Origin of the sequence: Amycolatopsis ultiminotia, assembly GCF_039536925.1 — a bacterium.
Lineage (GTDB): Bacteria > Actinomycetota > Actinomycetes > Mycobacteriales > Pseudonocardiaceae > Amycolatopsis > Amycolatopsis ultiminotia.
This window is the reverse complement of record NZ_BAAAZN010000025.1, coordinates 71,142-83,970: the sequence shown is the minus strand read 5'-3', so window position 1 is coordinate 83,970 and position 12,829 is coordinate 71,142. Positions and strand designations below refer to the sequence as shown.

12 protein-coding genes are annotated in these 12,829 nt (G+C 70.3%); 6 read left to right on the top strand and 6 right to left on the bottom strand.

Annotated elements, in window-relative coordinates:
- Positions 1-15: 15 nt before the first annotated feature.
- The 4 genes from ABD793_RS37885 to ABD793_RS37870 all read right to left on the bottom strand — a co-directional run bounded on the left by ABD793_RS37885 (position 16) and on the right by ABD793_RS37870 (position 5,191).
- A complete protein-coding gene (locus ABD793_RS37885) occupies positions 16-1,410 on the bottom strand; it encodes an MFS transporter (protein WP_344868332.1) in 1,395 nt (464 codons plus the stop codon).
- Positions 1,411-1,443: 33 nt separating this feature from the next.
- Entirely contained in the window at positions 1,444-2,712 is a 1,269-nt protein-coding gene (locus tag ABD793_RS37880) for an FAD-dependent monooxygenase (protein WP_344868331.1), read from the bottom strand.
- Between the two features lie 376 nt (positions 2,713-3,088).
- Positions 3,089-3,601 (bottom strand): MarR family winged helix-turn-helix transcriptional regulator, encoded by a 513-nt coding sequence (locus ABD793_RS37875; protein WP_344868330.1) that lies wholly within the window; start codon positions 3,599-3,601, stop codon positions 3,089-3,091.
- Between the two features lie 153 nt (positions 3,602-3,754).
- Complete coding sequence (locus ABD793_RS37870) at positions 3,755-5,191, bottom strand: amidase (RefSeq protein ID WP_344868328.1); 1,437 nt, start codon at positions 5,189-5,191, stop codon at positions 3,755-3,757.
- A 95-nt stretch (positions 5,192-5,286) separates the two neighbouring features.
- Between ABD793_RS37870 and ABD793_RS37865 the strand changes: the two genes are divergently transcribed.
- From ABD793_RS37865 to ABD793_RS37855, 3 genes are all read left to right on the top strand, one after another.
- Complete coding sequence (locus ABD793_RS37865; RefSeq protein WP_344868326.1) at positions 5,287-6,138, top strand: helix-turn-helix domain-containing protein; 852 nt, start codon at positions 5,287-5,289, stop codon at positions 6,136-6,138.
- Between the two features lie 157 nt (positions 6,139-6,295).
- Positions 6,296-7,363, top strand: coding sequence for an esterase/lipase family protein (locus ABD793_RS37860; RefSeq protein ID WP_344868325.1), 1,068 nt, complete (start codon positions 6,296-6,298; stop codon positions 7,361-7,363).
- The gene (locus ABD793_RS37855) at positions 7,360-7,938 is read left to right on the top strand and encodes a QsdR family transcriptional regulator (RefSeq protein ID WP_344868323.1); all 579 of its coding nucleotides are present in this window, start codon (positions 7,360-7,362) and stop codon (positions 7,936-7,938) included. The genes ABD793_RS37860 and ABD793_RS37855 overlap by 4 nt, the downstream gene beginning before the upstream one ends.
- A gap of 30 nt (positions 7,939-7,968) precedes the next feature.
- Here the strand turns inward: ABD793_RS37855 and ABD793_RS37850 are convergent, their stop codons facing one another.
- Entirely contained in the window at positions 7,969-8,697 is a 729-nt protein-coding gene (locus ABD793_RS37850; RefSeq protein ID WP_344868321.1) for an SDR family NAD(P)-dependent oxidoreductase, read from the bottom strand.
- A 124-nt stretch (positions 8,698-8,821) separates the two neighbouring features.
- Here ABD793_RS37850 and ABD793_RS37845 point away from each other — a divergent pair, with 124 nt between their 5' ends.
- The 3 genes from ABD793_RS37845 to ABD793_RS37835 all read left to right on the top strand — a co-directional run bounded on the left by ABD793_RS37845 (position 8,822) and on the right by ABD793_RS37835 (position 11,004).
- Positions 8,822-9,454 carry a TetR/AcrR family transcriptional regulator gene (locus tag ABD793_RS37845; protein WP_344868320.1) on the top strand — a complete coding sequence of 211 codons (633 nt, stop codon included), beginning with the start codon at positions 8,822-8,824 and terminating at the stop codon, positions 9,452-9,454.
- Positions 9,455-9,542: 88 nt separating this feature from the next.
- Complete coding sequence (locus tag ABD793_RS37840; RefSeq protein WP_344868319.1) at positions 9,543-10,763, top strand: cytochrome P450; 1,221 nt, start codon at positions 9,543-9,545, stop codon at positions 10,761-10,763.
- Positions 10,764-10,803: 40 nt separating this feature from the next.
- Complete coding sequence (locus tag ABD793_RS37835; RefSeq protein ID WP_344868318.1) at positions 10,804-11,004, top strand: ferredoxin; 201 nt, start codon at positions 10,804-10,806, stop codon at positions 11,002-11,004.
- Between the two features lie 57 nt (positions 11,005-11,061).
- Here the strand turns inward: ABD793_RS37835 and ABD793_RS37830 are convergent, their stop codons facing one another.
- The gene (locus ABD793_RS37830; protein WP_344868316.1) at positions 11,062-12,822 is read right to left on the bottom strand and encodes a 3-keto-alpha-glucoside-1,2-lyase-like domain-containing protein; all 1,761 of its coding nucleotides are present in this window, start codon (positions 12,820-12,822) and stop codon (positions 11,062-11,064) included.
- Positions 12,823-12,829: the final 7 nt, after the last annotated feature.

Sequence of the window (12,829 nt, the reverse complement as noted above, 5' to 3'; positions counted from 1 at the left end):
TTCTCCGGCTCCGGTTCAGCCGGCGTCCACTTCGGACCGTTGCCGGGCGGGTGCCGGCCCGCCGGTGATCCGGTCGAGTTCCCGTCCGCGGGTTTCCGGTGCACCGAAGACCATGAACACCACCGCGGCGACCAGCAGCGCACCGAGCAGCGTGAAGGTCAGCGGCAGTCCGAGGACCGGCCACAGGACGCTGCCGAACAGCAGCGGTGCGAACCCGGTGACCGCCCGGCTCGCCGAGGATGCCCAGCCGAAGCCCGAGGCACGCAGCTCGGTGGGATACAGCTCGGACACGTAGGCGTACATCACCGGGATCACGACCAGCGAGAACAGCCCGAACGCGCAGATCGCCGCGACCGCGGCGCCGGCCGAGCCGAGCACCAGCGAGAAAACCACCAGGGTGAGCGCGCACAGCGGTCCGGCCGCCGCGATCACCCGTTTGCGGCCGATCCGGTCGACCAGCAGCACGGCCAGCGCGACCCCGACGATGCCCAGCGCGTTCATCAGCGTGGTGGACGCGAACGCGGCGATCTGGCCGAATCCCTGTGCCCGCAGGATCGAGGGCATCCAGCTGAGCGCGGCGTAGTAGACGAGCATGACCGTGACGAACAGCGCCCACGCGACACCGGTGATCCGCGGATTGAACGCCCAGACGCGACGGAACTGGTCGACTGCGGCGAAAAGCCCTCCGCCACGGGTGTCCTCGGCCACCGCAGGCGGGATCCGGTACGGCTCCGCCGGTGCGCCGGTACGGGCGACGAGGTCGTCGATGACCAACCGCGCTTCGGCTTCCCTTCCCTTGCGCACCAGATACAGCGGCGACTCCGGAATGCCGCGGCGGGCCCAGAACAGCAGCAGTGCCGGCAGGATCATCAGCACCAGCATCCAGCGCCAGTTCCCGGAAACCGGAACGAGCAGCGTTGCCGACACCCCGGCCAGCGTCGTGCCGACCGGCCACCATCCGTCCATTGCGGACAGCACCCGGCCACGCTGCCGTCGCGGGGAGAACTCGCTGACGATGGCGTAGTCGACCGGAATGCAGCCACCGAGCCCGACCCCGGCCAGGAATCGCAGCAGCAGGAACACCTCGATGTTCGGCGACAACGCCGCGAAGACCGAGAAGAACGCGAAAAGCAGCAACGTGACGGTGAAGGCACGCTTGCGGCCGATCCGGTCGGCGACCGTCCCCCAGATGACCGCCCCCACGGCCATGCCGATCAGGTTGGCGGTGGCGACGAACCCCCGTTGGGTGGCGGACAGGCCGAAGTCCGTCCCCACGAGCGGGGTGAGGAACCCGTTCAGCGCCACGTCCCAGGCGTCGAAGAGGTAGCCGAGCCCGCCGATCAGGAAGATCTTGCCCTGCACTCTCCAGCGCCAGGGCAGATCCTGGACGACCTGGTCTCCGGTACGCATAGCTTGCTCCTTAGCGAAGTCCTGCGTGTGCCGTTATCGAGCGAACTGGTAGTGGATCGATTCGCGGTCGGGGTCGTGCAGTGCGGTGCCGTTCCACAGCCATTCGTACGACACATCGGACTCGCCGTCGAAACGGCGCAGCTTCTCGTCGCGCTCGCGCTGGGCCGGACCGTCCGGCAGGTGGTAGAAGCTCATGTTCTGCAGGGAGGCATCCTGCACCATCCCGGCGTGTTTGGCCCGGCGGTGCACGTACCGCACGAGCGCCCCGTCGATGCCCGTCCTGGTGACCTGCCCCAGTTCCTCGGCGAGGACCGCGGCGTCCTCCATCGCCTGCGACGCGCCCTGCGCCTGGTAGGGAAGCATGGCGTGGCAGGCGTCCCCGAGCAGGGCGACGCGACCGTCCACCCAGACCGGGTCGCGGTGCCGGCGGTACATCGCCCAGACCGAGACGTCTTCCTTGGCCTTGGCCAGCATCGTGGGCACCCGGTCGTCCCATTCGGCGAACTCGCCGGCCAGCTGGTCCGCGGTCGCCGGACCGCTCCACTCCCGTTCGACGGTCTCCGTGCACGGCACGATCGCGACCACGTTGAGGTACTCGCCGCCGCGGATCAGGTAGTGCACCAGGTGTTTGCCGGGGCCGTACCAGATCGTGGAGTGGTAACGGTCGAGCAGAAACCGGGTGGCCGGGTCCGAGGCGATGAGGTCGCCGGGGATGAGCGCGCGGTAGGCCATCTCGCCGGAGAAGGCCAGCGTGTCGGCGAAACCGGCGAGTTCGCGCACCGCCGAACGGATCCCGTCCGCGCCGATCACGAGGTCCCCTTCGAAACGGCGGCCGTCCTGTGTGCTGACCGCGGGCCGTTCGGGATTCGAGCGGTCCAGGCCGGTCACCTTGGCGTCGGTGGCCACCTGCACGACCGGTCCGGCACCCGCCGGATCGAGGCAGGCCCGCAGCAGTACCGCGTGCAGGTCCGCGCGGTGGTAATGCCAGTAGGGCGCACCGTATTCCTCGATGACCCGCTGTCCCAGCGGCAGCTGCGCGATGATGCTGCCGTCCGCCCAGCGGCGCCGGACCTGGTCCTGCGGCTCGCACCGGATCTTCTCCAGCTCGCCGCGCAGACCGAGGCCGATCAGGATCCGGCTGGCGTTCGGCGCGGTCTGGATGCCGGCCCCGATCTCGCCGAGCTGGGGAGCCGCCTCCACGACGGTGGCCCGCAATCCGCGCTGCCGCACGGACAACGCCGCGCAGAGCCCACCCAACCCGCCTCCGGCGATCACCACTTCGAACGACTGACTCGCCGCCACGCTGACCTCCTGCCGTCTTCGCCTCCGACCGTCACCCGGACCGGTTAATCCGAACACGTATTATCCGAACACGCAATACTCGGCCGGGAAATTAACTGCGGGTAGCGTGCAGTTAACAGCGGCCACGGCGCGCGTCACCCGGCATCGGGCCCGGAGCCCGGTGGAACCCCGTTCCCGCGGCGGGTCGCGGCCGGATAGCGCGCAAATCTCGCAACACTCAACCCACCGAACGGCACGCAAACCTCGCGGCGCTCAGCCGACCGAACGGAGCTCAAACCTCGCAACACTCAACCGACCGAACGGCACGCAAACCTCGCAACACTCAACCGACCGAACGGCACGCAAACCTCGCGGCGCTCGGCCGGCCGGACGGTGCTCAGATTTCGCGGCGTTCGGCGACGGCTTCCCATGCCGCGCCCAGTTCGTTGAGCAGCTCGGCGAGCCCCTCGCGCCGCTCCGGCGGGCAGTCCGCGAGCAGTACCCGATCCAGTTTCCTGGTCCGCCGGGTCACCTCGCGGAAGGCGACAACGCCTTCTTCGGTCAGGGTCAGCACTTTCGCGCGGGCGTCGTGCGGCGCCGGGCCACGGGCGATCAGCCCCCGCTTCTCGAGCCGGCGGCAGACATCCGCCATGGTCGAGGTGTCCAGCGCGACCGCATGGGCCAGCGCGGTCTGGTCGTACCCCGGATACGCGCGGACCGCCGACAGCACCGCGAACTGCGGACCGGTGAGCACCGAATCGACGTGCCGGTTCCAGGCGGCCAGATAGGCCTGGTACAGCCGACGGGCCCCGTACCCGGGAGCCGCGGAAAGATCCGCGGGCGCGACCACGCCGTCCCTGCGCCCGGCCCGCGGGCCGCTCTTCGATGAACCACCCACTGCAGCCGACATCCCTTGACCTTGTGCTCCGTGCCCTCGCCCCGCCCAGCGGTCCGCTCCGCGGAACCGGCTGGTCACCCGAGCTTATAATACGTGCCCGGACCAACTGCGATGTGGGCGAATCCCCGGCGGGCCTTGATGGTGACGACCTGCCGACCTACCGGTTCAGGACAACGGCGGCCTGCGCTCGGTCCAGCGGTACTCCTGTTCGAGCATGCCGGCCACCTGCAGCAGCCGATCTTCCCGCCACGGCGCGGCCACGATCTGCGCGCCGACGGGCAGTCCGGTTTCGGCGTCGTGGTGAACCGGGACGGAGATCGCCGGCTGGCCGGTCACGTTGAACAGCGAGGTGAAGACCGCCATCGGAAAGCTGCTGACCACCGCGGCACGCGGGTTCTCGTCCGCGCCGGCCCGCCAGGCCCCGATGAACGGCGGCAGGCAGGCCATCGTGGGGGTCACGAGCAGATCGAAGTCCTCGGCGAAAGCTTCGACGATGCGGCGCGACAACTGCTGGGCCTTGCGCACGCTCTCGGCGTACGCCCACGAGTCGACCGCTTTCGCCGCTGCGCGCTGCACCCGGTTGTGCGGTTCGATGCGGTCCGGGTCGGCCAGCGGGATCCCGGCACCGCCGACCGCCCAGATCTTCATGAACGTCGACACGAGCTCGCCGGACGAGGGCAGCGGAAGGACCCGATCGACGACGTGGTGACCGGCCGATTCCAGCGTACGGAGTACCGCGTCGACCGCTGTCGTGCACGCCGGGTGCACGCTGATGCCGTCGATCGGCGGTTCGGTGAGCACCCCGATCCGCAGCCCTGCCGGAGGTTCCCCGGACAGCGCGGAAGTGAGCGACGAAGCGGGCTCCGGCGGCGACCACCACGCACCCGGGTCGTGCCGCGCGAGGACGTCCAGCGCGGCCGCCGTGTCCGCGACCGAGCGGGTGAGCACCCCGTGCGTGCCGAACCCCTCGACCTCGACGACCCCGTTGGTCACCAGGCCACGGGTGGGTTTCAGCCCGACCAGACCGGTGCAGGACGCCGGGACGCGGATCGACCCGCCGCCGTCGGCGGCGTGCGCGAGGGGCGCCATCCCACCGGCGACCGCGATCGCCGCGCCGCTCGACGATCCGCCGGGAGTGCGGTCCGGGTCCCACGGGTTGCGGGAAATGCCGAGTGCTTCGTTCTCGGTGAAGGACACCGCGCCGAACTCCGAGGTGGTGGTCTTGCCCAGCAGCAGGAATCCCGCGTCCGCGAACCGCCGCACGACCGGGTCCGAGACCGTCTTCGGCGTGCGGTCGGCACCGGCCGAACCGTAGGTCGTCGGCCATCCCGCAACGTCGACGAGGTCCTTGACGGGCAAGGGAACCCCGTGGAACGGCGGCAGTTCGGCGGGCGAACCCGCGCGCACGAGGGCATCGGCGGCAGCCGCCGCGGCCTTGCGGACCTCGTCGTCGGCCCGGTGGCAGAACGCGGTGAACTGCGGGTCCCGGATCGCGATCCGGTCCAAATAGGACTCGGCGACCTCGACCGGGCTCACCTGCCCGCCGCGGATGGCCGCCGCGAGTTCGACGGCGGAGGTGAACGGATCGATCGGACCGGACATCACGGGTCCCCACTTTCGGCCGGGTGCTCGGAGCACAGCGTCGTCGCGGTCGGCATTGCGCGTCTTGGAGGAATGTCAGCCCGTACGATGGCGCCATGCGACCTGCCGAGTGGGCGCGCGACGGTGCGGCGGTGTGGGACATCGCGGTGCCGTCCCGGCCGAGCCGCCTGCCGGGCGTCAGCATGGCCGGATTCACCGGCCGCACCACCGATCTCATCGACCTCCGGGTGGTGCCGTACCCGGCGGTCACGCTGTTCCTCGACCTCCGCGAAGCGCTGCTCGTCGACGACACCGGTGGGGCGCGGCGGCTCGGCAGTACCGTCGCGGGCCTGGCACCGGGCGCAGTTCGCGGCAGCGGGCAGGACATCGAATGCCTGCAGATCCGATTGTCCCCCGCGGTCGCGCACGCGGTACTGGACGCCACTGCGGAACTGAGCGGGACGGTCGTCTCGCTCGCCGACCTCTGGCCGCACGAGGCGGAACTGTTCGCGGAACGCTTGCGCCACACCGATTCCTGGGCAGACCGGTTCGCGATCGCAGAGCGTGCTCTCGCGCAGCGGTACCAGACCGGCCGCGCGCCGGACCCGGAAGTCGCCTTCGCCTGGCGCCGGATGGTGGAAGGCAGGGGCGGCGTACGGGTCGACCGGCTGGCCGCCGAAACCGGGTGGAGCCGGCAACGCCTGTGGTCCCGGTTCCGCGCGCAGATCGGCCTCACCCCCAAACGGGCTGCCCGGCTGATCCGCTTCGACCATGCGGTGCACCGGCTCGCCGCTGGACACCAGGCCGCGGACGTGGCAGCGGAGAGCGGCTACGCCGACCAGTCCCACCTGCACCACGACGTCGCGGCCTTCACCGGCATGACGCCGACCGCAGTGGCCGCCGCCCCCTGGCTGGCGGTCGACGACGTGGCATGGCCGGTCGAACCGGCATCCCCGACCCAGCGGTGAACCAGCCCGGGGCCGACACGGCACGCCCGGTCGAACCGGCCGCTCCGGCCCGGTGGTGAACCCGGTCCGGTCGCTCGTCCCGGGTTGTTCGATGCAACCAATTGTGTTTTAGTTGCATCGGCGGCGCGACGAGGCGACGCCGGCCGAGAGGAATCCCATGCGCACACCGCCGCGGCACCGTTTGCTCGGCACCGCCTTGCACGCCGTCACCGGTCTCGTCGTCACCGCACTCGTCGTCACCGCACTCGTCGGCGGCGGTGGTGTCGCCGCTGCCGGCACCCCGGCCTATGCGCCGGTCGACCAGCCGGGACCGGCGTTGACGGTGCCCGCCGCAGACCTCGCGAAGAGCCTCGAGTGCACCGCGAACGTCCGCAACGCCACGCGCGAGCCGGTTCTGCTCACGCCGGCCACCACAGTGGACAGCGACCAGAACTTCGGCTTCAACTACGAGCCGCTGTTGCGCAAGCTCGGCATTCCGTACTGCACGTCGAACGCACCGGCCGACCGCGCCAACATGGGCGATATGCAGACCCGGGCCCAGTACGTCACCTACGGCATCCGGACGATGCACGAGCTCGCCGGTCGCCGGATCGCGGTCCTGGGCCACAGCCAGGGCGGGATGATCATGCGCTGGTCACTGCGGTTCTGGCCGGACACCAGGGATCTGGTCGACGACGTGATCGGCATGGCAGGCACCAACCACGGCTCGGCGATCGTGCCCGCGCTGTGCGTTCCGAACTGCGCAGCGGCACTGTGGCAGCAGCGCGCGAACTCGGAATTCGTGCAGGCACTCAATTCCGGGCAGGAAACCTTCCCCGGTATCAGTTACACCGAGATCTACTCCCGCACCGACGAGTTCGTGCAGCCCAACCTCGACGACCACGGCACCTCGTCACTGCACGGCGGTGGTGGTGCCGTCACCAACGTCGCGGTGCAGGACGTCTGCCCGCTCGACGTTTCCGAGCACCTGCTCATCGGCACCATGGACCCGGTGACGTCCGCGCTCGCGCTCGACGCGCTGGCGCACCCCGGCCCGGCAGATCCCTCCCGGATCGCCCGGTCCACCTGTGCACAGCTGCTGATGCCCGGCGTGGACCCGGTCCGCGGCCCGCTCACGTTCGCGACGTTGACCGCGCAGGTCGCCGCACAGCTGACCGTCGCGGCGCCACGCGTGGCGTCCGAACCGGCACTCGCCTGCTACGTCACCGCGAGCTGCGTGAAGTGACCCGGAAAGCACCTGCGGCCACCCAGGCTCGTGCCGACCGCGAGACCGCACTGCGGCTGGCGCACAAGACCTTCGTCGCACGGCAGCGGGTGGAGGTGAACGACCTCGCCACCGCATTGGGCGTCAACCGGGTGACTGTCTACCGATGGCTCGGCGACCGGGACGCCATCCTCGCCGAGGTGGTCTGGCGCCTCGGCGAGCGGACCATGCTCGACGCGTACGCCGCGGCCACCGGAGCGGGCGGCCCGCGCATCGCCGCCGCGATGTCGACGTTCGTCCGGCAAACCCTTGCCCACCAAGGCATGCGCCATTTCCTCAGCACCGAAACCGAGACTGCGCTGCGGGTCCTCACCCGCAGCGAGCAGACGTTCCAGCCCCGCCTGGTCGCACTGGTGGAAACCCTCCTGTCCCGCGAACACGACGCCGGCGCCCTGTCCACCGCCGACATCGACCTGCACGATCTGGCCTACCTGTGCGTCCGGGTAGGCGAATCGTTCGTCTACACCGACGCGATCACCGGAGAACCCCCGGACCCGGACCGCGCCGAACGAGCCCTGCACTACCTCTTGCGCTAACCGCCAGGACGTGGTGCCGGCGAGCGCGGGTCATCTGACCGTCAATCCGCCGTCGACCGGCAGCACCGTGCCGGTCACCCAGCCGGCGTCCTCCGAAGCGAGGTAAACGGCGGCTTCGGCCACGTCCTCGGGTGCACCGATCCGCTGTGCCGGATACGCGTCGTGAACGTAGCGCTCGTGCTCGGCGCGCTGTGCCGGGGTCATCTTCGCGAGGTACGCGCGTTCGAACGTCGGCGTACGGACCGAGCCGGGCGCGATGGCGTTCACCCGAACAGCCGGACCGAGTTCGCTGGCCAGTGCCTTGGTGAGCGACTCGAGCGCACCGCGGGTGGCCGAGTAGACCGAGGAGGGGCGCCCGGCGACCATCTTGCCCGCCCAGTAGCTGGAGATGTTGACGATCGCGCTCAGCCGCTCGTGCAGCAACTGGGTCAGCAGCACCGGTACGCGCAGGTTGAGGTGGACCATCGCGTCGAACTGGGATCTGGTGAGTTCGGGCAGCGGCGGCAGGTGCGCGAGGCCGGCGTTGTTCACGAGCACGTCGACGTCGAGCGATTCGACCGCGGCGACGAGTGCGTCCTCGTCGGCGAGGTCGACGGCGAGGGTGCGCGTGTGCGCCGAGGCCAGTGCGTCGAGCTTCCGCCGGTCACGGGCGAGGAGCACGAGGTTCGCCCCTTCCCGCGCGAACGCCCTCGCGATCGCGAGGCCGATTCCGTCGCTGCCGCCGGTGATCAACGCGGTCTTGCCGGTCAGCCGACCCATCGGGTCTCCCCGGCTGCGAGTGGACGGATGAGCACGCCGGTCCGGCGACGGCGTCCCGGCGGTTCTGGTCTTCCCATGCTCGCCAGGCTAGACGGAGAACACCTCTCCGTCTAGCCTGGCGAGCATGACCGGACTGCGGGCGGACGCCCGGCGAAGTGAAGCGGCACTGGTCGCGGCGGCGCGGAAGGCCGTCGCGGAGGTCGGGCTCGAGGTGTCGACCAACGAGATCGTCAAGCGTGCCGGTGTCGGACCGGGCACGTTCTACCGGCGCTTCCCGTCCCGGCAGGCACTGCTCGAGACGATCCTGCTGGAGGTCGTCGGCGAACTCGAGACCAAGGCGCAGGCCGCGCTCGAGGATCCCGATCCGGCTCGGGGTTTCGCCCGGCTGCTGCGGGCGTTCACGCTGTCCCAGGTGGAAAACCGGGGCCTGTCGGACGCATTGGCCGCGCACGGCGGAAGTCCCGAGGCCGACGCCAAGCGCGAACGCTTGCGCGATCTTCTCCGGCAAGCGACCGAACGGGCACAGCGGTCCGGCGCCGTGCGCCCGGATCTGTCCTGGGCCGACGTACCGTTCCTCGCCGCCGCGGCGGCAGGGATGCCGCTGAACTGCCTTGACCTCCAGGCCGGCTCCGGACAACGGGACCGGGTGCTCGCGGTCCTCCTCGCCGGGACCGCGAACTCCGGCCCGCACCTGCCCGGACAGCCCGCCACCTTCGCCGCGGCGGCGGAATCAACCACCGCGCCCCAGCGCACGTGAGACGACCATTTTAAGTCAGGTGATTGACTCATACGGCGGCTTCGGCCATGCTCGGAAGGGACCCCGCACCACCGAGGAGGAGCCCGCGATGACCCGGAGCGAGACCGAGCAGCTGCCGCGTTTCCCGTTCGAGGCGGACGCTGCACTGGCACCGCCCGCGGAGTGGGCCGAGTTCCGGGACCGCTGTCCGGTCGGCCGGGTACGGCTGGCCAGCGGGGACGAGGCTGCGCTGATCACCCGCTACCAGGACGTCCGGAGCGTGTTGTCCGATCCGCGGTTCACCCGCCCGACGCCTGCCGACGACGCGGCCCGCGTCGCGGACACCGAAAGCGGCGGCGTGTTCAACAGCGAGATGGCCGAGGTCCTCCCCCAGCACGGCCCGGCGCATCTGCACTGGCGCCGGACGATCGGCAAATGGTTCACCGCCAAGCGGATGAACGCGCTGCGCCCGGGGATCGCCGCGATGGCCGGGCAGCTCGTGGACGAGATGGTCGCCGGCGGCGCGCCTGGCGACCTCAAGGCCGGGCTCGCCTTTCCGCTGCCGGTCTGGGTGATCTGCGACATGCTCGGCGTCCCGGACACCGATCGGGACCGGTTCGCGGTCTGGTCCGACGTCATGCTCAGCATGACCCGTTACACTCAGGCCGAATTCGACGACGCGCAGGCGGAGTTCGGCCGGTACCTGCGCGGGCACCTCGCGGCCAAGCGCGCGGAACCGGGCGAGGATCTGCTCAGCGCGCTCATCGCGGAGACCGGCCCGGACGGCGAACCGTGGTCGGATGCGATGCTCAGCGCCACCGGTATCGGGCTGTTGATCGCCGGGCACGAGACCACCGCCAACATGATCGCGAAGATGGTCGCGATGCTGCTCGCCGACCGGAGCCGGTGGGAGCAACTGCTCGCGGACCCGGCGCTGGTGCGCACCGCGGTGGAGGAAGCACTCCGGCTCGACGCCAACGCGGGCGTCGGGATGCAGCGCTACCTCACCGAGGATTACGAGGTCGAGGGCACGGTGCTGCCGAGCGGCACCACCGCGATGTGCAGCATGGCCGCGGCCAACCGGGACGAACGCGCCTTCACCGACCCCGCCGAGATGGACCTGCGCCGCAGCCCGAACCCGCATCTGGCGTTCGGCGCAGGCGCGCACGCCTGTCTCGGCCAGCCGCTGGCCCGCACCGAACTGCAGGTCACACTCGAGGTCCTGCTGCGCAAGCTGCCGACGCTGACGCTCGCCGTTCCCGAGTCCGGACTGCGCCGGATCGAAGGGCTCGCGGTCGGCGGCCTGCAGGAGCTGCCCGTGCGGTGGTGAAGACCGGACACAGTGCCCAACCGAGAGGGAAACGAGGGACATGCAGGTCTCAGTCGACGAAGACAAGTGTTGTGGCGCAGGTACTTGTGTCCTGCTCCTGCCGGAGGTCTTCGATCAGCGGGAGGACGACGGCATCGTGGTCCTGCTCGAACAGCGGCCGGATGCCCGGCAGCACACACTCGTGCGCGAGGCCGCCAGCGTCTGCCCCGCGGGAGCGATCACGGTGCACGAGGACGCCTGAGCGCACCCGCCGGTCCGTCCGGCCGGTCCACTGTGGACCCGTGGACCGGCCGGACGGTCACGCTTGCACGGTGATGTCGCGCCAGCTTCCGGTGCCCGTCTGGTCGCGGACGCCGACGGCGCCGTGGGTGAACGTGCAGCCGTCGTCGGTGTAGTCGAGCGTGGTGGGTGTGCCGGAACCGTCCTTGGTTCCGGTGATGGTGAAGGTGCAGCCCTGCGCCTGGACCGACAGGTGGTACCAGGTGCCCGCGGCGAGTCCGTCCGGGATCGGTACCGACGCCAACGGCGTCCAAGCACCGTCCTGGCGGCCCAGGAACAGCGACGTCTCCGAGACGCCGACGTAGTAGCCGTTCACCGCGTCGGCGCCGACACCGGGGTTGCTCGCGCGGACCACGAACCCGGCTTCGGGTCCGTTGTCGAGCCGGACATCGCCGGCGAGGGTGTAGTCGCCCCAAGCGGTCGAGCCGGCGAGTGACTTGTTCCCGCCGTCGCCGCCGCAGGTCTCCGACAGCACACCGTCCGAAGTGGACCAGCAGCCGCCGTAGTCGATCCAGCCGGAACGGCCACGGTCGAAGGCGCTCGTGTACGGAAGCGTCCCGGCCTGGCCCACCGCGGTGCCCTCCATGCACCCGCTATCCCCGACCGCGGTCGGCGTGGTGTAGCGCACGCTGGTGCCGTCCTCGCTCAGCAGGAGGTCCGGGCTGTAGCTGGTACTGCAGTTGGCCGCCGAACTCTCCAGCGGCTGGAACGGTGCGGGCAGCCACGACCACGGGCCCTGGGCACCATCGGTGCTCACGAAGATCGCCTGCCGGTCCTCGGGGGTGAAGCCGTCGCCGTCGAGCAACCGGGTCCGCATGCCGGTGAGCAGCAGCCGTCCGCCGTCGGCCGGGCTCCAGACCAGGTAGGGGCTGCTGCCGAGGTAACGGCCGTCGGTGCTGACCGCCTTGGTGCCCAGGTCCTCCGGCCCGCCGCCCCACGTCGTACCGCCGTCGGTGGAGGTCTTGAGGTGTGCCTCGCAATTGCGCCCGTCGCCGCAGATCTCGTACGCCATCGCGATCGTGCCGTCGGGCAGCTGGGCCAGCGTCGGCATACCGGGCCGGTCGGTGTCGGTGGTGCTCTGCACGTCGATCACCCGGCCGGGTTCGAAGTTCGTCGACCCGTCGGGATTGGCGCTCCAGCTCACGCCGCCGTCGTCGGACACGATGTGCGCGAGAACCTGGGCGTGCTCGGGTTCGGTGCGCTCGTCGGAGAAGTACATCGCCAGCCGGCCGGCGCCGTCGACGATCACGAACGGCTCCCACACCCCGGAGCCGCCGTGCGGTGCGCCCCCGCCGCCACCGCCGGTCTGGATGATGGACTGGAACTGCCAGCTGGCGCCGTGGTCGGTGCTGCGCCACGACACGAAGTCGGTGCGTTCACCGCTGCTCGGTGCGACGTTCCCGAACAGCAGCAGGGTGCCGGCCGGGAACTCGCCGAGCTGGGTGGGCAGCTCGAACAGGAACGGTTGCCACAGCTGGTCGGAAGGGTGGCCGGGGCCGGTCAGCGGATCGCCGAGGGTGGCCTTCGTCGTCCAGTTCGCACCGTCGTCTCCTGACTCCCGGAGCACGAAATCGGCCGGCGTGCCGTCGGAGCGGGCGTGTTCGAAGCTGCCCAGCAGTGTGCCGTTGAGGGATCCGCTGTGCTGCAACCGGATGACCCGCGCATACGCGAGCCGCTCGGTATCCGAGTCGCGGGTGTACATGCTGGCACCGAGATCATTCGCCGACGCGATCGGCGGGGCCAGCGACCCGAACAGCAAGGCGGCGAACAGAATCAGCAATACTCGT

What these genes read in the sequence shown, in the direction of transcription:
- ABD793_RS37860 (WP_344868325.1), top strand. Translation starts at nt 6,296, where the DNA reads ATGCGCACACCGCCGCGGCACCGTTTGCTCGGCACCGCCTTGCACGCC.
- ABD793_RS37840 (WP_344868319.1), top strand. Translation starts at nt 9,543, where the DNA reads ATGACCCGGAGCGAGACCGAGCAGCTGCCGCGTTTCCCGTTCGAGGCG.
- ABD793_RS37850 (WP_344868321.1), bottom strand. Translation starts at nt 8,697, where the DNA reads ATGGGTCGGCTGACCGGCAAGACCGCGTTGATCACCGGCGGCAGCGAC.
- ABD793_RS37875 (WP_344868330.1), bottom strand. Translation starts at nt 3,601, where the DNA reads ATGTCGGCTGCAGTGGGTGGTTCATCGAAGAGCGGCCCGCGGGCCGGG.
- ABD793_RS37885 (WP_344868332.1), bottom strand. Translation starts at nt 1,410, where the DNA reads ATGCGTACCGGAGACCAGGTCGTCCAGGATCTGCCCTGGCGCTGGAGA.
- ABD793_RS37865 (WP_344868326.1), top strand. Translation starts at nt 5,287, where the DNA reads ATGCGACCTGCCGAGTGGGCGCGCGACGGTGCGGCGGTGTGGGACATC.
- ABD793_RS37845 (WP_344868320.1), top strand. Translation starts at nt 8,822, where the DNA reads ATGACCGGACTGCGGGCGGACGCCCGGCGAAGTGAAGCGGCACTGGTC.
- ABD793_RS37870 (WP_344868328.1), bottom strand. Translation starts at nt 5,191, where the DNA reads ATGTCCGGTCCGATCGATCCGTTCACCTCCGCCGTCGAACTCGCGGCG.
- ABD793_RS37835 (WP_344868318.1), top strand. Translation starts at nt 10,804, where the DNA reads ATGCAGGTCTCAGTCGACGAAGACAAGTGTTGTGGCGCAGGTACTTGT.